This window comes from Pseudomonas sp. PAMC 26793, from assembly GCF_000313235.1.
Classification (GTDB): domain Bacteria; phylum Pseudomonadota; class Gammaproteobacteria; order Pseudomonadales; family Pseudomonadaceae; genus Aquipseudomonas; species Aquipseudomonas yamanorum.
In genome coordinates this window covers 1-23,459 of sequence record NZ_AMXG01000003.1, presented here as the reverse complement: position 1 = coordinate 23,459, position 23,459 = coordinate 1, and the positions used below count along the sequence as shown (strand labels likewise).

General features: G+C 58.0%; 24 protein-coding genes and 1 pseudogene. 4 read left to right on the top strand and 21 right to left on the bottom strand.

The window, feature by feature from the left end; genetic code table 11:
* From D109_RS0100145 to D109_RS0100065, 17 genes are all read right to left on the bottom strand, one after another.
* A partial coding sequence (locus tag D109_RS0100145; protein ID WP_032868010.1) for a YjbH domain-containing protein occupies window positions 1-1,548 on the bottom strand: 1,548 nt, incomplete at its 3' end.
* A complete protein-coding gene (locus tag D109_RS0100140; protein WP_017475068.1) occupies window positions 1,545-2,312 on the bottom strand; it encodes a capsule biosynthesis GfcC family protein in 768 nt (255 codons plus the stop codon). The genes D109_RS0100140 and D109_RS0100145, both read right to left, overlap by 4 nt.
* Window positions 2,309-2,968 carry a YjbF family lipoprotein gene (locus tag D109_RS0100135; protein WP_085988713.1) on the bottom strand — a complete coding sequence of 220 codons (660 nt, stop codon included), beginning with the start codon at window positions 2,966-2,968 and terminating at the stop codon, window positions 2,309-2,311. The genes D109_RS0100140 and D109_RS0100135 overlap by 4 nt, the downstream gene beginning before the upstream one ends.
* A gap of 14 nt (window positions 2,969-2,982) precedes the next feature.
* Window positions 2,983-4,095 (bottom strand): polysaccharide export protein, encoded by a 1,113-nt coding sequence (locus D109_RS0100130; protein ID WP_152416316.1) that lies wholly within the window; start codon window positions 4,093-4,095, stop codon window positions 2,983-2,985.
* Between the two features lie 86 nt (window positions 4,096-4,181).
* Window positions 4,182-4,469 carry a hypothetical protein gene (locus D109_RS0100125; protein ID WP_017475065.1) on the bottom strand — a complete coding sequence of 96 codons (288 nt, stop codon included), beginning with the start codon at window positions 4,467-4,469 and terminating at the stop codon, window positions 4,182-4,184.
* A 179-nt stretch (window positions 4,470-4,648) separates the two neighbouring features.
* Complete coding sequence (locus D109_RS0100120) at window positions 4,649-5,992, bottom strand: UDP-glucose/GDP-mannose dehydrogenase family protein (protein WP_017475064.1); 1,344 nt, start codon at window positions 5,990-5,992, stop codon at window positions 4,649-4,651.
* A 12-nt stretch (window positions 5,993-6,004) separates the two neighbouring features.
* Entirely contained in the window at window positions 6,005-7,432 is a 1,428-nt protein-coding gene (locus D109_RS0100115) for a mannose-1-phosphate guanylyltransferase/mannose-6-phosphate isomerase (RefSeq protein ID WP_026077664.1), read from the bottom strand.
* Window positions 7,433-7,486: 54 nt separating this feature from the next.
* Window positions 7,487-7,963 (bottom strand): glycosyltransferase, encoded by a 477-nt coding sequence (locus tag D109_RS0100110; RefSeq protein ID WP_017475062.1) that lies wholly within the window; start codon window positions 7,961-7,963, stop codon window positions 7,487-7,489.
* The gene (locus D109_RS0100105) at window positions 7,964-8,419 is read right to left on the bottom strand and encodes a UDP-N-acetylglucosamine transferase subunit ALG14 (RefSeq protein ID WP_256219458.1); all 456 of its coding nucleotides are present in this window, start codon (window positions 8,417-8,419) and stop codon (window positions 7,964-7,966) included. It abuts the gene before it with no gap.
* A gap of 35 nt (window positions 8,420-8,454) precedes the next feature.
* Window positions 8,455-9,417, bottom strand: a complete 963-nt coding sequence (locus tag D109_RS0100100) for a hypothetical protein (RefSeq protein WP_017475060.1) — start codon at window positions 9,415-9,417, stop codon at window positions 8,455-8,457.
* A gap of 53 nt (window positions 9,418-9,470) precedes the next feature.
* The gene (locus D109_RS0100095; protein ID WP_017475059.1) at window positions 9,471-10,013 is read right to left on the bottom strand and encodes a DapH/DapD/GlmU-related protein; all 543 of its coding nucleotides are present in this window, start codon (window positions 10,011-10,013) and stop codon (window positions 9,471-9,473) included.
* Entirely contained in the window at window positions 10,014-10,889 is an 876-nt protein-coding gene (locus tag D109_RS0100090; RefSeq protein WP_017475058.1) for a polysaccharide lyase, read from the bottom strand.
* The gene (locus D109_RS0100085) at window positions 10,879-12,030 is read right to left on the bottom strand and encodes a polysaccharide pyruvyl transferase family protein (RefSeq protein WP_017475057.1); all 1,152 of its coding nucleotides are present in this window, start codon (window positions 12,028-12,030) and stop codon (window positions 10,879-10,881) included. Before D109_RS0100085 ends, D109_RS0100090 begins: the two co-directional genes overlap by 11 nt.
* Complete coding sequence (locus tag D109_RS0100080) at window positions 12,027-13,487, bottom strand: oligosaccharide flippase family protein (RefSeq protein WP_017475056.1); 1,461 nt, start codon at window positions 13,485-13,487, stop codon at window positions 12,027-12,029. Before D109_RS0100080 ends, D109_RS0100085 begins: the two co-directional genes overlap by 4 nt.
* Window positions 13,484-14,755: a DUF6369 family protein gene (locus tag D109_RS0100075; protein ID WP_017475055.1), complete on the bottom strand. Its 1,272-nt coding sequence runs from the start codon at window positions 14,753-14,755 to the stop codon at window positions 13,484-13,486. Before D109_RS0100075 ends, D109_RS0100080 begins: the two co-directional genes overlap by 4 nt.
* 105 nt (window positions 14,756-14,860) lie before the next feature.
* Complete coding sequence (locus tag D109_RS0100070; RefSeq protein WP_017475054.1) at window positions 14,861-17,089, bottom strand: polysaccharide biosynthesis tyrosine autokinase; 2,229 nt, start codon at window positions 17,087-17,089, stop codon at window positions 14,861-14,863.
* Window positions 17,090-17,134: 45 nt separating this feature from the next.
* The gene (locus tag D109_RS0100065; protein WP_177325493.1) at window positions 17,135-17,575 is read right to left on the bottom strand and encodes a low molecular weight protein-tyrosine-phosphatase; all 441 of its coding nucleotides are present in this window, start codon (window positions 17,573-17,575) and stop codon (window positions 17,135-17,137) included.
* Between the two features lie 232 nt (window positions 17,576-17,807).
* Between D109_RS0100065 and rfaH the strand changes: the two genes are divergently transcribed.
* The 3 genes from rfaH to D109_RS0100050 all read left to right on the top strand — a co-directional run bounded on the left by rfaH (window position 17,808) and on the right by D109_RS0100050 (window position 19,090).
* Entirely contained in the window at window positions 17,808-18,317 is a 510-nt protein-coding gene (gene rfaH / locus D109_RS0100060; RefSeq protein ID WP_017475052.1) for a transcription/translation regulatory transformer protein RfaH, read from the top strand.
* A 120-nt stretch (window positions 18,318-18,437) separates the two neighbouring features.
* Window positions 18,438-18,746: a phosphomannomutase gene (locus D109_RS0100055; protein ID WP_226476182.1), complete on the top strand. Its 309-nt coding sequence runs from the start codon at window positions 18,438-18,440 to the stop codon at window positions 18,744-18,746.
* On the top strand, window positions 18,743-19,090 hold the full coding sequence (locus tag D109_RS0100050) for a hypothetical protein (protein WP_017475050.1): 348 nt from the start codon (window positions 18,743-18,745) through the stop codon (window positions 19,088-19,090). The genes D109_RS0100055 and D109_RS0100050 overlap by 4 nt, the downstream gene beginning before the upstream one ends.
* On the opposite strand, the gene D109_RS0100045 is transcribed toward D109_RS0100050, so the two are convergent.
* From D109_RS0100045 to D109_RS0100030, 4 genes and pseudogenes are all read right to left on the bottom strand, one after another.
* Window positions 19,042-19,665 (bottom strand): hypothetical protein, encoded by a 624-nt coding sequence (locus D109_RS0100045; RefSeq protein ID WP_017475049.1) that lies wholly within the window; start codon window positions 19,663-19,665, stop codon window positions 19,042-19,044. The genes D109_RS0100050 and D109_RS0100045 overlap by 49 nt on opposite strands.
* 121 nt (window positions 19,666-19,786) lie before the next feature.
* A pseudogene (locus tag D109_RS0100040) lies at window positions 19,787-19,996 on the bottom strand (ABC transporter substrate-binding protein); the annotation flags it as partial.
* The gene (locus D109_RS0100035) at window positions 19,989-20,756 is read right to left on the bottom strand and encodes an ABC transporter ATP-binding protein (protein ID WP_017475047.1); all 768 of its coding nucleotides are present in this window, start codon (window positions 20,754-20,756) and stop codon (window positions 19,989-19,991) included. The pseudogene D109_RS0100040 and the gene D109_RS0100035, both read right to left, overlap by 8 nt.
* Window position 20,757: 1 nt before the next feature.
* Window positions 20,758-21,621, bottom strand: a complete 864-nt coding sequence (locus tag D109_RS0100030; protein WP_017475046.1) for an ABC transporter permease — start codon at window positions 21,619-21,621, stop codon at window positions 20,758-20,760.
* A 250-nt stretch (window positions 21,622-21,871) separates the two neighbouring features.
* Here D109_RS0100030 and D109_RS0100025 point away from each other — a divergent pair, with 250 nt between their 5' ends.
* Entirely contained in the window at window positions 21,872-22,960 is a 1,089-nt protein-coding gene (locus tag D109_RS0100025) for an LLM class flavin-dependent oxidoreductase (protein WP_017475045.1), read from the top strand.
* The last annotated feature ends 499 nt before the right edge of the window (window positions 22,961-23,459 follow it).

The following is a 23,459-nucleotide window of genomic DNA, read 5'->3' as shown; positions in this document are numbered from 1 at the left end:
GCCATACAGGTCCCGATCCAGCCGCGCCGCATGGTTGAACTGGAAGTTCGGCATCGTCACATCGGACGTCGTCATGTATTGGCGCAGGTCGGTGCGCACCCGCGGCAACCCGCTTGGCGCGTCGTAGGTGAACTTGTCGTAGTTGTTCAGCAGGTTGGCGCTGACCAAGCCGCTCCACCAGGTGTTGCGGGTAAAACGGTATTCCGCATCGGCGTCGGCAGTGAACTGATAGAGCAGCCCGTCGGGGCCGCCGATGTTCTGTTTGTACCCCAGGCCGAGCCCGTAGTTGAACGGCTGGCGGGTGCCGGTGTAGAGCGTGGTTTCCCGATGGGCAATCGCCGGGTTGACCTCGGTGGTACGGTGCAGGTCCTTCAACGGCTGATGGTTGTTGACCACCGCGCGGAACGTGTCGCGAGGCACGCTGGTTTCTTCGATGGGCATGTCATAGCGCTTATTCACCAGGGTGAACCAATCGATATCCTGATTGACGCTGTTGTCGAGAATCCGACTGGCGCGCCCCACGGCCTTGGCTGAATAGAAGTAGCGTTGTTGCTCGCCATACACCATCAGCTCGGAACCGCGTTGGGCAACGCGCTCCACTTTGTAGCCGGCATTCTGCTGCAAACGATCGGATACGTTGGCCCAGTCAACCTGGTCGGCCGGGGTCGTCGGCATGCGCGTCGGCAACGGTTCGGCGGGAGGGTCGTACGTCTTCACCGGCGCCTTGCGGCTGACAAAGTTGGTGTGCAGGGTGATGCCAAACATCGCGGTATTCCCGCGCTCCCAGGCCGCGCTCAGATCGACGCTGTCGGCCAGCTTGTAGACCACGCCGATATTCACCGGCGAATCCTGTTTGATCGGGTTGTCCAACGGCTCGTGCTTGTAGTCGTTGCCCTCGTATTCGAGTTTCAGGCTCAGGGGTTCCCAGGGCGTTTGATAGGCGATCCCGCCAAACAACGAAGGACGCCCCCTGAAGTAGGCGTTGGAGTTCACATCCCCTGCCCTGGCGACGACCGCCGTGCTCTTCGGCCGGTCGTTGAACTTGCTGCCGAACACCGACAGCGGGTTACCGAAATCCCCCCGATTACCCAGGTAGCCCCAGGCGATACCGAGGCTGAAATCCAGGTTGCCATAACGCTTGTTGGCGACGAAATATTCGCTGGAAAACAACCCGGTACCACCGATGTCCCGGGCGCCGAAGGCCAGTTGGGGCGCCCAGTGGCTTTCTTCCCAAAGCCGCGCCTTGAAGTCGATGGCCTTGTCTTTGAAGCTCTGACTTGCGCTCAACGCCTCGGCGCCGTACCTGCGGTTGCTGATGGCGGTGTAACGAAACGAGCCCTCCAGCCAGTCGAACGGCTGCAAGGAAAAACTGTAGCGTGAGTAGGGATCGGTGCGGTTGGCGTTGGCGCTCAACTCGCCCGCCGGGGCCATGCGTGCGGTGGGGGTCTGGAGTAGACCCACGCCGCCGAAATCATTTTGGGTGTAACGGGGTTCTCCGTGAACCAGTCCGCAGGGCAAAAGCAATACAGCAGCAAAACGTAAATTCAAGGGTTCACCTCAGCCAACGGTTGAGTGGCAAAAAACTCGGCCAGTTGTTGGTTGAGATCAGGGGTCGGCGTCTCAAGGTCATCGCTGCGCACCGGCACCAGGATCCGGCTCCCGGGAGCAGCCACAATGCCGTCCTCCCGATTCCACGCCGCCACGCCCACCCGTCGTACCTGGCCGTCGGGCTGGATCAGCCACAGGTCATCGCGCTCGGCGTCGTCGAGGACGGTGCAGTCACGAACATAATCCCGGACCTCCCCCATGGCGCGATACGGCACCTCACAGGGCTGCGCAACGGCCCCGAGCACCTCCACGGTGGACGGCCTTTCGGGGTAAACAAGCTGGTCACCGTCATCGAGCAACGCGTTGCGTGCGAACCCCGCCTCCACGGCGATCGGGTCCAGCACCGCCACCTGGCGACCGGTGACCGGCAACTGCTCGACCTGCCGATACAGACGCGCACTCAAGTCCGCTAGCGAGCGCCGGTCGTCCAGCAAGGCCCCCCGTTGCAGCAGTTTCAAATCGAACAAAACCCCGGCCTTCAAACGCGCCTGCCGGTCCATCAACGACTGGTGCAACCACGCGGCACCCAACCAGTAGCTTTCGGCATTCGGTTGCGCCACGCGAATCACGTCCAGCAAGCGCGCCCCCGGTTTGACGGCATAGGCGCCAGGGCTGCGTGCATCGCCACTGACCGTGACGGCTGCCTGGCTCGCACCGGGGCCGATCAACAACAGGCCCAGCCATAGAAGATTCAGAGACTTCACCGGGCAGCCTCCCGATCAGGGCGTAGCTGCAGGATTTTCAGGGACAACCGGGGCGTCAGATGCTGCTCGCTGCGCAGGATGAAACCATCCTGCGGGTCGACCCAATAATGGTTGGTGGCGCGGAAATCCAAGGTGGGAACCTCCACCTGCTCGTCGATGCGCAGCACGGCATGATCCTTGTCCAGAATGCGGAGGGCCTCGACGTCGCGGGTGCTGAAACGGCTGTTGACCGCGACGCCGATTTGGTTGCCGTCGTAGACGTCGATCCAGCGTGTGCTGGTGTAGCCATCGGGCAGGTGCTGGAGGCCGCGCTTGAACGGTGACTCGCCACTGAAGCGAGTGCCGTCCAGGGAAACGCCCAGCCCGACGGTGCGTACCACCAGGCCGTCACGCATCATCACCACTTGCTTGCCGGAAGCGACCCAGAACTCCAGGTCGCCCCGGCGCCGTGCCCTGGCCATCACCCCCTCGCTGACAGCGGTGGTGACCAGGATCTGCGGGTACGGCACGGCGTCGACCTGGGCACGGGTCACGTGGATGGGGGCCGGGCCGCTGACGGAGGTTTCGAGGGTGTACCAGGACGCCCTCATCAAAGGGTTACAGCCGCTCAACAAGAGCGCCATCGACAGGCAGGCGCAGGTAGGCAAAATGTTCACGGAGGGCTTGAGCCTTATCTGCTGTTGGCTTCACTGAGGTCATTAAACGATCGGGCACCGATCCCGACGGCACTGGCGGTTGGCAGCAGTTGGCTGATCAGGCGGTTCCAGCGCGTCACGCCAGCCGGCCCGACGTACACGATATCTTGGGGCTGCAAGTCGAACCGGGTGGCCAGCACCAGCGCGGACGGTGATTGGGCATCGAGCTGGAACACCTTGGCGGGTTCTGCTTCCAGGTTGTCCACGCCACGAATCACGTAGACCGCGTTGCCATTGGAGGTGGTCTGGTTCAAGCCACCCACCGTGCCCAGGGCATCGGTCAGGTTGATCGACTTGCCCTTGAAACTCAGGGCCCGGGGCTGATTGACTTCGCCCATGAGGTACACACGTTTCTGGTCGTTATAGGGCAGATACAGCCGGTCGCCGCCCTTGAGGTAAATGCCCTGCAGTTGCGAGCCCTGGCGATTCAGGCTGTCCAGGTCCAGCCTGTACTCACGGCCGTCCCGCGTCAGTGTCAGGCCCGACAGGTCGGCATTCGTCGGGTCTACACCCGCAGCGCCGATGGCCTCCACCGCACTCAATGGCGTGGTGGTGATCGGCTGTTGGCCGGCTTTGATCACCGCACCGCTCACCACCACGGTCTGGCTGGCAAACCGCAGGACGCTGACGTCGACCTGAGGGCTTTCAATAAATTGCGACAGTCGCCCGGCGATAAAGGCGCGCAACTCTTCGATGGTTTTACCGGCCACCGGGACGTTGCCGATATACGGATAAAACAGCGTGCCGTCGGGGCGCACCAGGCGGCCGTTGGCATCGATCTGCTGTTGCGGCCCGGACGGTGCCGTCAACTCGGGGTGATCCCAGACCGTGATAAACAACAGGTCATTGGCGCCTACACGATAGCCACCCGGGACATAAGACAATAATTCCGAAGGCAGTGATTCGCGAACGTGCGTGGCGGCATCCATGGCGATCAATTTAGGCGTGATCGGAATCAACTCCACCCGGGTACTTTCGGGCGAGCCCTCACTGGACATTTGACGGGTGTCCATGTGTTGACCAGGCGAAAACATACAGCCGTGCAAGCTGATACTTGCCAGCAAAAGAACAGGTAACCTACGAATCATAATGGCACTACGCTAGTCGAGGGCGAGTCTAAAAAAGATCACCCAGAAAGTTCCGGGTGATCTTGAACAACACACATTGCGGGTTATTAGTTGGTACCCGTGGTACCGCCTGTGCCGGTGGTGCCGCCGGTGCCGGCAGTACCCCCATTGGAACTGCCGCCCGAGTTGGAAGCGGCTGCCGCAGCGCCGACAACGGCCGTGCCGACGCCTACCCCTTCACCGAGCGTCACGCCGCCCACGAGCGGGGTGCTCAACGACAGTGACTCGCCGCCGGTGCTGGCCGCCTCGCTCACCGCTGCGCCAGCGACTTCACCCGCCGCCAGTGCCGCAGTACTTGTGAAAGCCAGCAAGCCGGCCAACAGTAATTTCCTCATATCAGACTCCTTCTCGATATTTACCCCTTAACAAACTTTGCACATAAGGGCGTAGTGATGGAACGGAGATAAACAGGCTATGCAAACTGTACAAAGATCCTGTTGGATCACGCACTTAGCCCCTCGAAATCATCTCACTTGTGGATAGCTCAAACCACCCATGTTAATAATCGTCAGGTTTAAACGACTGGCCGTACTGATAACCCGCGACCAATACCGTAATAGTCAAAGCCGTTGGCTTTCATCCGCTGCGGATCAAATATATTGCGGCCATCGAAGATCACAGGCGTGCTCAGTTTTTCTTTAATCAAGTCCAGGTCCGGGGCTTTGAATTCACGCCACTCCGTCACAATCACCAACGCATCGGCACCTTGCAGCGCGGCTTCCTTGGTCCCCATGAGCAGCAGGTCTTCGTTCATGCCGTAAATGCGCTGGGTTTCGGCCATTGCTTCCGGGTCGAAGGCTTGAACCCTGGCGCCCACACTGCGCAATTGTTCGATCAGCACGCGGCTGGAGGCTTCGCGCATGTCGTCGGTATTGGGTTTGAAAGCCAGGCCCCAGATTGCAAAGGTCTTACCCTCCAGTTGCCCACCGAAGTGATGGTGGATATGCCCGAACAGGTGCTGCTTCTGGCGCTTGTTGACTTCCTCGACGGCCGACAGCAGCGTTGCCTGATAGCCGATCGACGACGCGGTGCGCTCCAGGGCCTGTACATCTTTGGGGAAACACGAGCCGCCGTAACCGCAGCCGGGGTAGATAAAGTCGTAGCCAATCCGAGGGTCCGAGCCAATACCTTTACGAACGGCTTCAATATCTGCGCCCAATCGTTCGGCGAAGTTGGCCATTTCATTCATGAAGGAAATCTTGGTGGCCAGCAGGCAGTTGGCCGCGTACTTGGTCAGCTCGGCACTGCGGATGTCCATCGTGATGATTTTTTCGTGGTTGCGGTTGAAGGGTTCATACAGTTCCCGCATGCGCTCCACGGCGTAGCTGCTGTCACTGCCGATGATGATTCGGTCGGGACGAGTACAGTCAGCGACTGCCGAACCTTCCTTCAGGAACTCGGGGTTGGAGATCACCTGAAACGCCACCTCAAGCCCCCGGGACGCCAACACCTCGGACACCTTGGCCTGGACTTTATCCGCCGTCCCCACCGGCACCGTGGACTTGTTCACGATAATCTTCGGCTCGGTCATGTTGAGCGCGATGGTCGCGGCAACGGAGAGCACGTACTTGATGTCGGCGCTGCCATCGTCATCCGGCGGCGTGCCCACGGCGATAAATTGCACCTCACCATGCCGCACGCCTTGCGCCGCGTCAGTGGTGAACTGCAAGCGCCCGGCATCATGGTTCTTCTGCACCAGGGCACTCAGCCCGGGCTCATAGATCGGAATGATCCCGCTCTTGAGGTTCTCGACTTTGGTGGCGTCGATGTCGACACAACAGACTTCATGCCCCGCATCGGCCAGCACCGCCGCTTGCACCAGGCCCACATAGCCGATTCCAAATACAGTTACGTTCATTTCAATAGTCCTTTAAACAAGCTCGAGGCGGCCATAGCGGTCTTCAAAGCGGATGATGTCGTCTTCGCCCAGGTAGGAGCCGGACTGCACTTCAATCAGCTCCAGGGGAATGCGTCCCGGGTTTTCCAGAGAGTGCACGACGCCAATGGGGATGTAGGTGGATTGGTTTTCGGTGAGCAGCACCTGCTTGTCGGCGATCTGCACATTCGCGGTGCCGGACACCACGATCCAGTGCTCGGCCCGATGGTGGTGGAGCTGCACCGACAGCTTGTGCCCCGGCTTAACCGTGATCCGCTTCACCTGGTAGCGATAGCCCTGGTCCACCGAGTCATATTTGCCCCACGGCCGATAGACTTCGCGGTGGCTGGCGCTCTCGATCCGGTGCTTTTCAGTGAGCTGCGCGACGATTTTCTTGACGTCTTGCGCATGGTCCTTGGTGGTCACCAGGATCGCATCGGCGGTCTCGACCACCACCACATCATTGATCCCGGCAACGGTGACCAGGCGGTGGCTGGCATGCACATAGCTGTTGGTCACGTCTTGCAGCAGCACATCGCCCTGGGTGCAGTTCTGGTTCTGGTCCTTGAGGCTCGCTTCCCAGACCGAGTCCCAGGCCCCCAGGTCGCTCCACGGGGAGTTGAGGATGACCACCGACGCGATGTCGGTTTTTTCCATCACCGCGTAGTCAATCGACACATTGGGCGCGTTCACGAAATCCACCTGGTTGAGCCGGGTGAAATCCTGGTCGTGGGTAGCATTGGAGAGGGACAGTTCCGCGGCCACCATGATCTCCGGGCTCAAGCGCTCCAGCTCAGCCTTCATCACGGAAGCGCGGAACATGAACATGCCGCTGTTCCAGAAGTAGTTGCCTTGGGCCAGGTAGCTTTGTGCGGTCTCAAGGTCGGGCTTTTCGACAAAGGCCTCGACATGTGCGGCGCCGTCGAGCGCAGCGGCTTGAGTGCGGATATAGCCGTAGCCGGTCTCCGGCTTGGTAGGCACCACGCCGAAGGTGACGATCTTGCCCTTGTTGACCTCCACCGTGGCCAACGTCAAGGCCGCATTAAAGGCGCTGGTATCACCGATCACATGGTCTGCCGCCAACACCAGCAGGATCGGATCATCGCCGTCTTGCAGGGCTGACAGCGTCGCGGCAGCGATCGCCGGGGCGGTATTCCGGGCCGTGGGTTCCAGGAGGATTTTCTGGGGTATCAGGTCCAGCGATCGACTTTGCTCGGCCACGATGAAACGGTGTTCTTCGTTACACACAATGATCGGAGGGCTGACGTTCTCGCCCTCTATCGACAGGTGCTTGATGCGGTCCAGCGTGGCTTGAAACAAACTCAAGTCACCGTGCAGCGCTATAAACTGCTTTGGCTTAAGTGCTCTAGAAAGCGGCCACAGGCGCGTGCCTGAGCCGCCAGACAATATCACTGGGATCATAGCGATTACTCGATGATTAAACGTAATGGGAGCGTGTCGACAAACAGCCGAAACTCAGGACGTGAATGACTTCACATAACTGATCAAACGGTCTCTTTCGGTAAAGTCCAATAAACGTTCCGAACTGCTGTAGTTAAGTGCCGAATCAATCGCCGAAAAGAAGCCGTCCTTATCGTGGGCGATAAACACCGACGGAATATCTGAAAAGTTCTCGGCGGTGTCGTACTGGTGATTATTGATGTGTTCACCCCGTCGGCTGTCGCGTGGGACGATAACGATGGGTTTGCCCAGTTCAAGGGAGCGAATGATATTGCCCATGCCCGCATGGGAAACAATCACTTTTGACGCATTAAAGTTCTTGGAAAACAGCGGCTCGGCAATAGTCTTGTGCGCCGTAATGCGGCCCAGGTCGTGTTCCTGATTGCCCACTTGGGCGACAATCGGGACCTCAGGGTTTGCATGACTCCACTCATGCAAGTAGCCGAGCATCCGTTCAAAGGGTGCTTGAGTGCCAACGCTGCAAAATATCATTTACACAATCCTCCCTTTATATTGGGCCCGGCTGTTTTGCGAAAGTGTGGGCCACTGGGTGAGCAACTCATCGACAAAATAAACAGCGATGCGGCCGGACAACGAGAGTTTCTTGGGGTTGGCGATGCTGTCGATCCACAGGGTCTTTTTCCCCATGAGTTTTCCCGCGACCAATCCCAGCAACCCCGGAGCGGCGCCGGTGGAGATCACGTACCTAGCCTTGCTGCGGTAGACGATCGCGAAGATCTGGCAAAAGCCCTTGATGATCTTCATCGGCTCACTGCGATTAAAGTCTGGGACTTGCGCAAACGCGTGGGCGGGATACTGCGAGCCAATGCTGATATCAACGGTGGCGATGGTAACTTTCTGACCGTCGAAGGCCGGCAGCAACTTGCTCATTTGTACCCAGTGCCCACCTCCAGAACAAATCAATAAAACATCACTTGATTGAGTCATGACGGTTCCCTTCCTGTCAGGTGTAATAGACATCATTAAATAGTGGCGGCAGTTCTTAACTGTTGGGCCTGGCCTTTCCAGCGGGCTATTCGCTTGGCTTTGAGCAAGGCTGATTTCTCTTTATAGATGTCTTGATTGGCGATGAGCTGCGCGACGCCGGCCTTTATGGACAGCGGGTTCAGGGTGTCCACGAACACAGCCGCTTCGGAAAACAGCGAGCGCAGTACCGTGGTATTCGAGAGCGCCATCGGCCGGCCGGCGCTGACCGCTTCGTTGGCCACGCTCAACTGGACGTTGTCGCGGGTGGTCAGGCCGAGCACCACATTCGCGTTGCACAGCAACTGTTCGAACGTCGCTTTGCTGAGGAAACCGGTCAGTTTGATGTTCGCGGGAAGTGACGCCACGAGTTCTTCGGACAGCTTGCCCTGGTGCTTGCCAGTGATCAGGAAGTCGACTTCCGGCATTTCCCGGGCGGCGTTGATCACGACCTCTATGGGCTCATCGATATCAAAGGAGCATGGAAACAGCACATAGGGCCTCTCGCGCTCAGTGGCGGGCGCCGCCGGGAAGTCACACGGCAAGTCTTCCAGGATAAAGATATTGGTTTCCTTGACGCCAAGGCCTGCCAATTCTTCTTTGACTTTAAAGTTATGCACGACCACTGCGTCGATTCTATTCAACAGGGACACAGTGCCCGGAAAGCCTATCCACTGTTTGCGCAACAGGCTGTTGTGGGCGTCAGCGATAATCTTCAAGCGCCGGTTGAATATAAATTTGTAGGCCAGCGCTATATGCAATACCGGACTCGGTGGCAACTGCACCCACAGCACTTCCGGCGAACCGGCCAACAGCGTCTTGATGGTTTTAAACGACTTGATCAAGTAGTCCAGTGGCCGCGCCGATTTCTGCTTGAACTGGTTGGGCAAGTGCAGAATGTCATAGGCCCAGTATTGCTTCATGGTATCGGCGCGTCGTTGATAGCCAATCCACGCGATCATTAATGATTTCACGTCAGAATCCTGCCTGAATAAGGGTGGAGCCAGTGAGGTACTTACACGGCAAACCAAATCGGAAAGTCGGCGCTGTACCGAATATTGTTATTCCTGAAGCGAAGATGTCTGGCCGGGTTACCGCCCACAATCGAGTACGCTTCAACGTTGCGCGTGACCACACTGCCTGGATAAACCACGGCGCCTTTTCCGATGGTGACGCCTGGCATCACCATCACATTGGGAAAGATCCAGGCGTTGTCTTCGATCACTACGGGTTTGCCCACCAGACAACTCATCGGGTCATCGATATCGTGTCCCAGGGTATAAATCCGGGCGTTGTGGGAAATATTGACGTTATCTCCAATCTGGATACCGGCCCGGTTGTCCAGGTAGCAGTCGTAATTGACCGTGCAGTTTTGCCCGATGGAGAAGTTGCCGAAGGTAAAAAAAACCACCTTGCGGTGAACGGTGGTTTTCGCGCCCACCTGGCATCCGGTCAGCCTGAGCAGTGAACGCCTCAGGTTGAAAAACAACGCCAGGCTGAGCGCCGAATTAAACAGCGCAACAGCGGCCTTCTTGATATTCAGTTTCAGGTTTTTCACTTAGTCACCCTGCCCTGATGCATCAGTCACGCGCTGGGAGCTCATCACAAAATTCCTGAAGCGAATATGGGTGCTGACCGGCGTGGCGAACGACGGGTTATTCCCACCAAAGAACGTAGAAAACAGCAGGCCATCGATGGTGATGTCCGGGGTGTCTCTAAACGTCAGTCCGGTTTCGGAATGCACCAGCTTTTTGTCGTACCAGATGGAAATCACGCCGTCGGCCTGCCCCGGCGTATTCAACTTCACCAGTTGCTCCAACCTGTGCCACTGCCCGACCGTAAAGATCCAGGACCCCAGGCCGACTGCCGTGCCCCAGGTTTTGCTGGTGGGCAAATAGGCGTAGATGGCACCGGCCCCCTTCTCTTTCCAGATGTAGCGCGTGGAAAAGCCGTCATGGCCGTTGGGTATTTTCCCGCCGGTATTGCCGATGCCGCCGTAGAGGCCAGGGAGCTTGCCGCCTTTTACAAAATTGAAATTGTTGTCGAACTTCAACTCGTACGTCAGCACCAGGCACTCCCTGCCCGGTTGCGGGAGCGGGGATTTGAATTCGATTCCGCCGTAGGGCAATCCGAGCCGAACCATCGAGCCCGGGTCGTACGAGCCGGCAGGAAAATACACGGCGATGTCCTTGATTTTCTGGCTGTAGGTTTTGTTGGTTAAATTGGCCCGGCCCTTGATGCTGTTCTGCGCCTGAGCACCGTCGAGCACCTGCGACACGTCAGGAAGTGACGGATAGATGTTCTTGATGCGTTGCTCGCAGCGGTCGCTGATCTGCGATGCACCGCTCGCGGCCACCTGCAGAGAGAACGCCAAAGTAAGTAGCGTCGAGGCTGTCTTTTTCACGTCGATTGCCCCCTCCACTTTATTTTCCATCGACCCATTTCAAAAAGTCGTCCACCGCTTTTTGCGCAAGGGAAGATCGCTGGGCAATTTCTTGCTTGAGGTGCTCGGCCATTTGCGCTTTCGATTGGCGGAATTCGCTGATGGTCGTGATGATCACGTCGGGGTCCGGGACGCTGACCAGCTTCGTGCCGTGCGGCAGCATTTCATGGACTTTTTTCAGCTTGTTTTCGATTTCAACGGCGATGGTGGGGAAACCCAGGGAAGCCGGCAGGAGTACGCCGTGGGCCCGTGCGCTGATGATCACGTCGGACTCAACGATCAGCTTCGCCATGAAGGTTTCAGGGGTATCGCCGGCGGCGTCCCAGCACAACCACTCGAAGGTGTCGTACTTGTCGATCAGGTGCTGGTCACGCTCTTTGTAGAGCGAGACCAGGCGCACCTGCTCGCCACGTTTGGCCAACTCGTCAGCGGCCTGGACCATCGCCTTGATGAACTGTTGCCCGTTCGCATCGTGGGGCCAGTCGCGCAGGATAAAGGACAGGTATTTGCCCTTCTTGAGGCTGCCGATTTCCAGGTCTTTGCTGGAGATCCACAGGTCGGAAAGCAGACTGGGGTCGGTGTACACCTCCACGTCTTTCTTTCCAAAGGTATTGCAATGCTGCTGGCTGGTGCCGTCCCGCACGGAAATGTAGTCACAGCGATTGATCACGCTGACGGCACGGGTCAGCAGCTTGCCGCCGCCATCAAACGGGCCCAGGCCGATACAGAACGCCGCCAGGCGTCGGTGGAAGTAGATCTTGTCGACACCGCCACGCAGCCCGACATACAGGCGTAACAGCGTGGACTTCAGGTCGGTTTGAGCCTTGATGCGCTTATAGGCCTTTGCCAGTCGACCGGTGGTGGCGGTGACTTCCTTGGCCGGCGGGATGAACGAGAAGAACTGGCCGCCGCCGCCCAACACCACCAGGTCAGCCTTGACCGGCTCCTTGATATGCAGCCACTTGATGCGCGGATTAAAGTTCCTGGCGATCTGCGGATGATCGACACCCACCGCAATATCCGACTCTTTAAAGCGTTTTTTCAGAATATTGATCACGCATAGCATTAATACGTCATCACCCAAGTTACCCGGACCATATGCACCCCGGATATAAACTTTACTGACATTCATGCTGGGCTTCCATTTTCCACGGGGTCATTAAACACGGCATTCAAGGCAACCGTTGTTGCGAGAATGTAGATAAATATCGTCGCCATAATCATCAGTCGATACAGCACACTTTCAACGTAGGCGCTGGCTATGAAACTGATAAAAGGCAATGTCCAGAGGATCAAAATCCTGGGAGATATAAGCAGTTCCAAAGGCAGTATTTTCTTATAAACAAAATAAGGCAGCCCTAACAGGAAGTGGATGAACTGCGAACCAATAAAGGCCTTGGCAATCCCGATTGCGCCCTCCTCCCTCAGCCATAGCGCACCGACGATAAACAGCAGGCCCCATAGAACGTTACTCATGACGCTGAACCAGGCCAGGTTCATCACGATCATCTTTCTTGAAATACCGGACTTAAATGCACTGAGCAGAGAACCCAGAATCACCAAGACCAACGTCACTTCAAAATCCCGCCCGAGGAAACTGCTCCCGTAGAGCTTTGCCAGTAACTCAGGAAACATGATCACCGGCTGTATGATCACTAACACCACCAGCCAGCCCGACAGAAAGTTCAAGGCGTCCAGCTTGCGGTTTTTACCGCCCAGCGCTGCGGCCAGCATCGGTACCAGTACAGAGCCCAACACCACCGAAACATGTGAAAAGATCGCGTTCCATTGCATGGCAGCGGCGTACATGCCCAACGCGGCAAGGCCGTTGGTGGTTTCCGCCAACAACTTGTTGGCGAACCAGTTCATCGGGGCGACCATCAAGCCCGTCAGCAATACCGGCAGGCCCACCGACAGCACGGCATGCTTTTCAGTCATTGCGCCTTTGAAGCTCAGCGTGGTGTTTCGGGCCTTGAGTATTTTCCAGCAGGCCAGTGCGCTGAAGAACACAATCAGCAATTGGGAACCGGCCAATCCCAACAACGCACCGTTGAGCCGGAACTTGATGGTCAGGAAATAAGTCGCCGGGATCGCGACCATCGCGATGATTCCGTTGATCGTCGCAATCGACCGGTATTGCCCCCACCCGGTCAGACAGCCTTGGGTCCACCCCGACAAAATAATCAACGTGATGGTGCTCAGTACAATCAGCGACGCCGCGCTCAGGCGGTCTGCGCCCAAGATAACGCTGGAGAAGAAGTGCGGGAAAAACAGCGCTGTCCCGATGATCATCCCACTGAAAAACACCGAAAATATCAGCGTCAGGGCGATACCCCGGCCGGTTTTCTCGGGGCAGATCTCCTTGAACTGCCCGATATGCTTGGCCGTTGCCGTAGTGGTGGCTTGGGCGGCGACGTTGGCAAGCATCACAATCGCGCTTTGGATCAGGCCGTATTCACCAAAGGATTGGGCGCCCAATACCCGGGCCACCAGAATGCCAGTGATCACCACTGACACTTTGGTGGCGACGGCGGAGATGAAGCTCCAGGCCGTACTGGAGACGAATTTTTTCAACACTGTGCTGTTCATCCGGCTTTCACCTGTAAGGGCATGGTTATCAGCGGCAGGTCCGGCTTAAGCAGCTTCCTGCGTTGCCTGCCCGTATGCTCAGCACAGACGCGCAGAACGATGGCGCCATAAGCGATACCGATGGCGTACGGCTGATAAGGCGTGGCCGACACGACGAACATCACCCCCAAAAACACAGCGATCGAGACCGCCACCCGGCTGTTCATGCGTTGGGTAATCGAGGTAATGAACACGTACAACAGGTACAAGCCGATCAGCCCGTACTTAACGAAATACGTTAAATAGGCACTGTCGATATTCGAGTTCTTGTCATCCAGGCCACGGTATTCAAACCAGGGAATTTCGAACGGCGTTCCCGCGCCCAATCCGACAAAGTAATGCAGCGGGTTCATGCTGCGGATCAGCTCCAGTGCGGGGCTGAAGCGAGTGCCCAGTTGAGCGGCCATGCCCTCGGACGACAAACCGTCATTGATTCGGTCAGCGCCGATTATGTTGCTGACGCCAATAAACGCCATCAGTACAACGGCCCCGGCCAGGGCGACCCCGATCATGCGGGCCGGCTTTGTGTATTGGTGAATGATGATCGCCGCAAACACCGACACGAAGATGAAGCGCGAATTGGCGATAAACAGACAGATGAATGAGGTGGCCAGGCAAATTCTGGCGAGCTTTTTCCGCTGTTCAAACAGCCGTGGGTCGATGAAGTAATAAATCAGATAGGCCACGGCGGCGTACGTACCGCCATCCAGGTACCGGTAGGCGTTTTCTTCATAGTAGACGTCTTGAAACTTGTACAAGCCCAACCGCAACCACGCGATATCCAGCACATTGAATGCCGTCATCGCGATCAATAGCAAAAGCACCGTTTGCAGCTTCAGGGTCTTCGCGGCAAGGGTCGCGATGTTCGAGAGCACGATAAATGACAGGATCATTATGAAAGGCCGCACATCCTTCAACAGGTACTTGTTGGAAGACTCCAGCAGGCCGCACGCCAGTAACACCACATACAGTCCACAGCCAAACAACAGGCCGCCTGGCGCTGTCAGTTGATTCCTCTGAGAAACCACCTGCCTGACCAGCAGCGCACCCAGCCCACCGACGATGTAAAAGTCAAAGAAGTAGATGCCTTTGAGCGAGATTATTTCGCTGTAGGAGTTACCCGTAGGAATAACAGCCAGCATTATCCCAAACACTACAATTGAGTATTTTGGATTTTTCGCCGCGAGCAAACCCGCTGACAGCGCGATAAGGGATAACAGGTAAAACATGGCTGGGTATTCTTTATGCTGATTTGAATTTGGCACGCTACCGCCCCAGGATTTTTCGTTCATTTCCTGAGAACGTGACCGCTATCCTGCAATTACCGTTGTGAATCAGCTTCGATCAGCCTGGTACTCGTACTGGTAATACCCGTAGTTGCCGTAGCCATATTTGGCCGAGGCTTTCTTTTCAACGCCGTTGAAGATCGCGCCCCTGAGCACGATGCCGTTCTGGGCAAACCGGCGCATGGTGTGCTCGATTTCTTTAGCCGGATTCAAGCCATAGCGCGTGACGATCAGGTTGGTCCCCGACTGCCGTCCCACAATCGCCGCGTCGGTCACGGCCAATAGCGGTGGCGTATCCAGAATCACCAGGTCATAGCGTTCGCTGACTTGCGACAACAGTTCGGTCAGGTTGCGATGCATCAGCAACTCGGAAGGATTCGGCGGTATCTGCCCACGGCTGATGATGTCGAGATTTTCAATGCCGGTTTTGTGGATCGCACCTTCAAGGGTGCATTGATTGGAGAGGATGTCGGAAAGCCCATCCTTGGCCGGCACACCCAGCACCTTGTGCAGGTAGCCCCGGCGCATATCCACATCAATCAACAAGACGCGCTGCCCGGTTTGCGCGATCACTGCCGCCAGGTTGACCGAAACGAAGGTCTTGCCCACCTCGGGGCTGGGGCCGGAGATCATGATGCGGTTGTTCGACGCCTCGAGCATCGCGAAGTGCAGGCTGGTGCGTAAACTGCGCAGGGCCTCCACCGCCAGGTCCGTAGGGTGACTGATGGCCAGCAACGAAGAACCGGCATCGGTACGCCCACGCCCTCGGGAGATTTTGTCTTCTTCAACTTTTTGCAGCGGGCTGTACGGAATCGACGCATACACGGGCAACCCGAGTTGCTCGATGGCTTCAGGGCTTTCCAGGCCACGGTTCAAGGCCTTGCGCAGCAGCACCAGGGCCACCGCCAGGAAGCCGCCCAGCAAGGTCGCGATCAGCACGATCAGGATCTTTTTCGGCTTGATCGGTTTGAAGTAATTGACGTCTGCGGTGTCGATCAGACGTACGTTGCCCACGGTCCCCGCCCGCATCACATCAAGCTCCTGGGACTTGTTCAGCAGTTGGGTATAGATGGCGGTGCCGACCTCGACATCCCGGGTCAGGCTCAGCAGTTCCTGCTGGGTGGAGGGCAGGCTCTCGACCCGGCTCGCCAGGCTCTGTTGCTTGCTGGTCAACTCGCCGATCTGGGTCAGCAACGCGCGATACGCGGGATGTTGGCGGGTGAACTTGCGGTCCATCTCGGCCTGCTGCAACTTCAGCTCGGAGATGCTGGTGTCGAGCCCCACGATCTGGTCGAGAATCGCCTTGGTTTCCAGGGTGATGTCCACCGACTTGCTGCGGGTCTGGTATTCATTCAAGGCCTTGCCGGCTTTTTCCAGGTCCTTCTTGACCTCTGGCAGTTGCTCCTTGAGGAACGCCAGGCTTTGCGCCGCCTCAGCCGAGGTGCGCTCCACGTTGTGCCGCACATAGATGGCCGCGATCTGATTAAGGATGTTGATCGCCTGGTCCGGGTCCGTGCTTTCCAGCGCCAGGCCGATCATGCCCGACTCTTTCCCCCGCTCGACCACGTCCAGGTTTTCCTGGTAGTCGAGGATGCTGGTCAGGCGCGCATTGCGGATCACCCGGAAACGCGTGCCGGGTTTGGCGCGCAGTTCTTCAATCTGGAAGGCGACGCCATTTTGCTCGATCAGTTGCCCAGCCTCGCCGGCCGCCAGCACTTGGTCATCTTCATCCACCAGGGTGAAATGCGCGTTTTCACCCACGGTCAGGGTCAGCTTCTTGCCCAACTGCCCGTCGGGCAGGTCCAGCTTGAAGATCTTCAGCGACTCGCCGCCCCAGGCGAAGCTATCCAGCCCCAGCAAGGGCTCGGCGATTGCACCGGGGTTAGTCTTCTGGAAGCGGCGCGCGAGGAACTCACCGACCACCGGGAAGTACAGGGGCTGTACGACGATATCGAGTTTCAGGTTGTCGACGGTTTTGCCAATCACGTAGCGGGACTGGATCAGCTCGATCTCAGTGGCCGAAGGCGACTCCTTGCCCAGCATGCCGCCGATGTCCGAGAAGCCCAGCAAGTCGTTCTTTTTCGCTTCGACCTGCAACAGGGCATTCGCCTGATAGACCGGGGTCGCCAACACCGCATACGCGGCGCCGGTGAGCATAAAGGCGCCGGTAACCGCGGCGATCAACCACTTATGGTCGATCAGTGTTCCAAACAGACCGAGGAGATCAATCTCCTCGTTATCGTCTTCCCGTACGGTGACTGCTGGCGCTTGCTGCATAAGTCGGATTCTTAGCCTTTATATCGATTCAAAAAGTCATGGCGATCAGCGTGTGAGACGCTGCGCCCATGCGTTTACGGCTTCTTCGATCAACGCATAAGCGTGCACAAAAGCAGCTTTCCCTTGCCGGTAGGGGTCGCTGATCTCGCGCTCGTTTTGCCATTTACCCAGCAGCAAGACCTTGCCCCGTGCCTCGGGCGCCATGCTGAGTACGGCGCTGATGTGCTGTCGCTCCATCACCAGGATCAGGTCGGCTTCACTGATCGCCTGTGGCTCCAGCTGGATGGCCTGGTGCTCAACGGCCGGATGACCATGGGCCTCAAGTACCGCACGCGCGGTGCTTTCAATCGGTTTGCCGACCAGCGCGGCAATGCCGGCGGAGCTGACCTTGATATCGCAGCGACTGAGTGCGCCACGCAAAAGGCTTTCTGCGGTGGGACTACGGCAAATATTGCCAATACAGACAATCAACACTCTTTTAAACAAAGCACTATTCCCTGGGCCATCCATTACCCCATGAAGCGCTGACATCAACTTCATAACTTCACGGCAGTATTTATTACCATGGAACCCCCACTTCACCCAAAACTATCTCCGGACGAAAAATAACAACACCCGCACCAACCCGACGTTTTATAACATTCATGCCTTTGCAGCCTCTACCGGCTTTAAATTACCTGACCACCGAGTTTCGCTATATATACACAGAGGAAGTTCCATGAGCGCAAATGCCAATAAAGCCTGGTACTTGGTCCAGTGCAAATCCCGGCAGGACGAGCGCGCCGAGGAACATCTTCAGCGCCAGGGCTACACCTGTTTTCGGTCTACCTATAAACGCGAACGACTGTTGAAGGGCCAGCGCAGGACCACGCGGGAATCGCTGTTTCCCGGTTATCTGTTTATTCAAATGAGCCTGCAGGACAGCTGGAGCTCCCTGCGCTCGACCCGCGGGGTGTCGCGGGTCGTGGCATTCGGCGCACATCCGCTGCCCATCAGCGACGCGCTAGTGGATGAACTGCAGGAGCGAGACCACCAGGGCGTTGTGGCAACCCTGTTGCAGCCGGGCGAAAGCGTGCGCATCAATGAGGGGCCGTTTGCCGAACTTGAGGCCGTCTTCCTGACCATGGACGGAGAAGAACGTGTGGTATTGCTGATGAACTTCCTGCAACGGGAACAGCGCATCAACGTGCCTTTAGCAGAAATCAGCCGAGTCCGGACAACTTGCTGATAATTGCCTTAAGCCGACCAAAAATAACATCCCGCTTATTAGCAGACTAAAAATAACATCCCCTTACTTTTTCGCCTCTTCAGAATAAAGTAATCCCTGAATAAACAGCGAGGGACGGCCATGAAAAGTTCAAAGCTATTGGTAGAGCGTATCGGCCTGTTTCCTTCTTCGGGAAACATCCACGTCAAGGTTAATAGTTCAACCACTGTTGTAGAACGCATGCAGGTGTTATACGCCAGCAACTCACTGGACAGCGATGAATCCTGTAGCGGGCTTTCAATGGTCTTTGCCGACTGGCGCTTCAAGTTGCAGGTGAGCAATCCCCTGTCCATTTGCCTGTGTGTGGAAAGCCGCGGCGACAGCCACCTGATGCAAATAAAGACCGCCGAGTTACTGGCCAATATCTCCTGCACCGAGGAGCGGCCATGAGCATTTATGAGGATCTGAAACGGGCCTACGCCTTGAAAAGGCTGACGAACGCGTTTGAAGGATTCGTGGGCCTGGCGCCCAACGAACAGCTGCCGGCGGCGCAATACGCGCGCAACACCCAGGTGCTGTCCCACTGGCTGGATCGCTTGCGGGACAACTCGCCGCAGGACATCACCGATACGCTGTTCAAGCAAATGAAGCGCGCTCAGCGCCGTGGCGATGCCCGGCGCTTCAATTGCCAGACGGTACTGCTGGAGCTGCTGGTGGAGAGTAACCTGGCCCTGGACCTGGCCACTTACTCGGCGTTCATCGGCATGGAAGAGGCCCGCCAGGAAGGCTCCTGATGGGCCTGATCGGCCCCTGAAACCGCCACGGCGACATGGTTGAGCAGTTTCTCGGCGTTGTACTTGGGCACCATCGCACTCAGCAACAGAATCACCATTCCCCCACCGATCAAGGATGGGGAAACCCGCACCTCAACCACTTCCAGTCGCCATAGAAAAGCGATCGCCGCCATCCCACCCAAGAAGCCACCGGCCAGCGCCTCGTTGAGCGGGTGAATATAGGGCGCGACGCAAAAAGCGCTGAACCAGGCGGTGATCAACAGCCCGCAGACCGCCGCCGGCCAGCGCCAATCGGGGTTGATGCGGCGCGCCACCAGGCTTATCGCCACGGGGACCATCAACGAGGTATTCATGGCGTGACCGCTGAGCACGGCAATATCAAGGTGTTGGAGCGACACGCCCCACCCCTTGAACAACAGCTTGCTGAACGCGACGATGGAATAGGTGCAGGCGATTGTCATCAACCACCACTTGACCGCCTGGGGCCGGGAGTACCAGAGCCAGACGGCGATGACCACTGCGGCCGGAATCATGACGGTGATCCCGCCATATTGCGCCAGTTCTTCCCGTATCAAGTGCTGTTCCTTACCCGCCAGTTTTCCCGGCCCCAATGAGACCTCAGACCCGGGCAAAACACAACGACTTCAGGGCGAAGCGGCCAACGCTTGCGGCGAAAACACCTCGGGGTCCATCAATTCCCTGGAAGTTGGCCCATTGGACCTTGTAGTCGATGCCGTCCAGGGTGTGGGCCGCTTCCACCACGGTGCGCAAGCCTTTGGCCTGGTCACCCAGGATCAAGGTCACGCCGGACTGGTCCGAGGCGGACTTCGGGGCTTCAGCGGCTTTGTCGCAGCCGCCCAGCAAAAGCGCCGCCACCAACCGCCCTACCGTCCTCAGCTCAACCATGGGCGAACCGCCGTACATTGGCATTAACCGCCTGCGTGGCCGGGGCGTCCACTTCCACCCCCAGCAGGCTGAGCAAGCGTGCGCGAATCGCCTGGAAACCGTCCTGGCCGGTATCCCGTGCACGGGGCAGGTCGATGGTCAGCTGTTCGGCAATCTTGCCATTCGCCAACACGATCACGCGGTCGGCCAGCAGGATCGCTTCGTCGACGTCGTGGGTGACCAGCAACACGGCCGGCGTGTGTGTGCGCCAGAGCTCGATGATCAGGCGATGCATCTTGATGCGGGTCAACGCATCCAGCGCGGCGAAGGGTTCGTCCAGCAACAGCAGTTTGGGCTCGCGCACCAGGCCGCGGGCCAATGCCACGCGCTGAGCCTCGCCGCCGGACAGGGTCGCCGGGAAAGCCTCCAGCCGATGGGCCAGCCCGACTTCCGTCAACGCCTGCACTGCGCGGGCCTTGGCGTCGGGAACGCGCAGGCCGAGGATCACGTTTTTCCAGGCACGTTTCCACGGCATCAGGCGCGGCTCCTGGAAGACTGCGGCGCGGGCCTTGGGCACGCGCAACTGGCCGCTGTCGATACTGTCCAGGCCCGCGAGGCTGCGCAGCAAGGTGGTCTTGCCGGAACCGCTGGCCCCCAGCAACGCGACAAACTCCCCAGGGGCGATGTCCAGGTCCAGGCCGTCGATGACCCGCTGCTGGCCGAACTGGCGCACCACATTGCGCAACTGCACCGGTGCTGTTGAAGCTTCGAGAATCGACATGTCAGTTCCTCACAAACGAAGGGCGCCAGGCCAGGGCAAAACGTTCCAGGGTGCGGATCAGGCCATCGATCAGCAGGCCCAACACGCTGTAGATCAACAGGCAGATCACGATCACGTCGGTGCGCATGAAGTCCCGCGCATCACTGGCCAGGTAGCCGATACCGGCGGTGGTGTTGATTTGCTCGACGAACACCAGGGCCAGCCAGGAGATGCCCAGGGAATAGCGCAGGCCGACAAAAAACGAAGGCAGCGAGCCCGGCAGGATCACATGCCAGATCAGCTCGCGGCGGTTAAGGCCGAGGGTGTTGGCAGCCTCGATCAATTTGGGGTCGATGTTGCGGATGCCGGCGAACAGGTTGAGGTACACCGGAAACGTGGTGCCGGTGACGATCAGCGCGATCTTGGTGAACTCGCCGATGCCGAACCAGAGGATGAACAACGGCACCAGCGCCAGGGAAGGAATGGTGCGCAGCATTTGCATCGGTGAGTCGAGGATCACCTCACCCCGCTTGGACAGGCCGGTGATCAGCGCAGCCACCACGCCGATACTGACGCCGATGCTCAAGCCCAGCAGCGCCCGTTGCAGCGACACCAGCAGGTGCTTGCCCAACTCACCGGAAACAACCATCGCCCACAAGGTGCCGCCAATCTGCGACGGCGCGGCGATGATCCGGGCCGGAATAAAGCCCAGCTCAGAGGCCAGTTCCCACAGCAGCAACAACACAATCGGGCTCACCAGCCGCAGCAACACATCGGGAGTGCGCCAGTTGCGCAACCAGCGTGGAATCAAGCGGGATGCGACCCCGGCCTGACCCTCGGCCTTGTCGACGGAAAACGAACTGGCGTTAAGGGACTTTTCAGTCATCGGGCTTCCTTCCTCATCAAGAACACGGCCAGGAGCGCCGCTGCGGCTTCATGCTATTCGCATAAAAAACCTCAGTGAAATTCTATTTGGGAATAACCTAATGCGAATAAAATGCATATTACTGATAACTATATAAAACTATGATTCTGTATTTTTATAATTAGGATAGAACCAATCGGCATTTTACAGGCCCGGGTGCGGCCCCTATTTTCGATAGCAGCTTTATTCCTGCCCTCAACAAGGACTGACCATGAGCATCGAATTTATCGGCTATATCGGCGGCCACCACGCCTCGGAGATCCACCCTCGCAGCGGCCCGACCTTGCAGCCCGACTACGTGGAAACCGTGGCCCGCGCCCATGAGGAAGCCGGCTTCGACCGCGCCCTCGTGGCGTTCCACTCCAACAGCCCGGACAGCACATTGATCGCCGCCCACGCGGCCAGCGTGACGAAAAAGCTGCAGTTCCTGATTGCCCACCGGCCCGGCTTTGTCCAACCCACCCTCGCCGCCCGCCAGTTCGCGACGCTGGATGTGTTCAACGGCGGGCGCACCGCCGTGCACATCATCACCGGCGGTGACGACCGTGAACTGCGGGCCGATGGCAGCCATATCGACAAGGACGAACGTTATGCCCGCACCGACGAATATTTGAGCGTGGTGCGGCAGGAATGGACCAGCGAAAAGCCCTTCGACCATCAGGGTACTTACTACCGGTACGAGGGGGCGTTTTCGACGGTGAAGTCGCCGCAGCAGCCGCATATACCGTTGTATTTTGGCGGGTCTTCGGCGGCGGCCATTGCGGTGGCGGGCAAACATGCGGATGTGTATGCGCTGTGGGGTGAGACCTACGAGCAGGTGAAGGAAGTGGTCGCCCAGGTGCGGGCGGAGGCGGCGAAGCATGGGCGTACGGTTCGCTTCAGTTTGTCGTTGCGGCCGATTCTGGCGGAGACTGAAGCGCTGGCGTGGGAGCGTGCGGATCGCATCCTGGAGCAGGCGACGGCGTTGGCTGAGAAGAGTGGGTTTGTGAAGCGTGAACCGCCGAATGAGGGGTCGCGTCGGTTGTTGGCGGCGGCGGCTCAGGGTTCGCGGTTGGATAAGCGGTTGTGGACCGGGATTGCCGGGCTGCTGGGGGCTCAGGGTAACTCTACGTCGCTGGTGGGTACGGCTGATCAGGTGGCTGAGGCGTTGCTCGACTATTACGACCTGGGTATTACGACCTTTTTGATTCGTGGGTTTGATCCGCTGAATGATGCGATCGATTACGGGAAGCGGCTGATACCGCTGACTCGGCAGTTGGTGGCTGAGCGGGAGCGCCAGGTGGCTGGAAAAGTGGCCTGAGGAAGGGGGGCCGAGTACATATCCGTTATTTAGGTAACGGCGACTTAGGGTTCCGCTCTTACAGCGGGTCACTTTTGGCAAACGCCCCAAAAGTAACCAAAAGGTCTTTGCCCCACCACTCGGTGCCTCGCCTAGGCTCGGCATGCCCGCACTCCGGCCCGATTACCGCGGGCCGCCGCGACGGGCCATCCATTGGCCCGGCGCGGCTAAATCGGCATCCCTGCCGATTTACCCGCTCCACCGTGCCTACTTGCGGCCATCGTGGTTAACGGGGCCCGCAGATCAAAATCAAAAGCAAAAGCACAGCGGCCTACCGGCCGGCTTGAGTGTTAAAAGCAAAGGCAAGATCCAGAGCGAAAGCCAAATCTGAAGCGGATGCAGCTCTGCTTTTCTGTGGGAGCTGGCTTGCCTGCGATGCAGACACCTCGGTGCATCAGGTACACCCAGTTGATGCTATCGAGGCAAGCCAGCTCCCACATTTGACTGTGCCCGCTTTAGC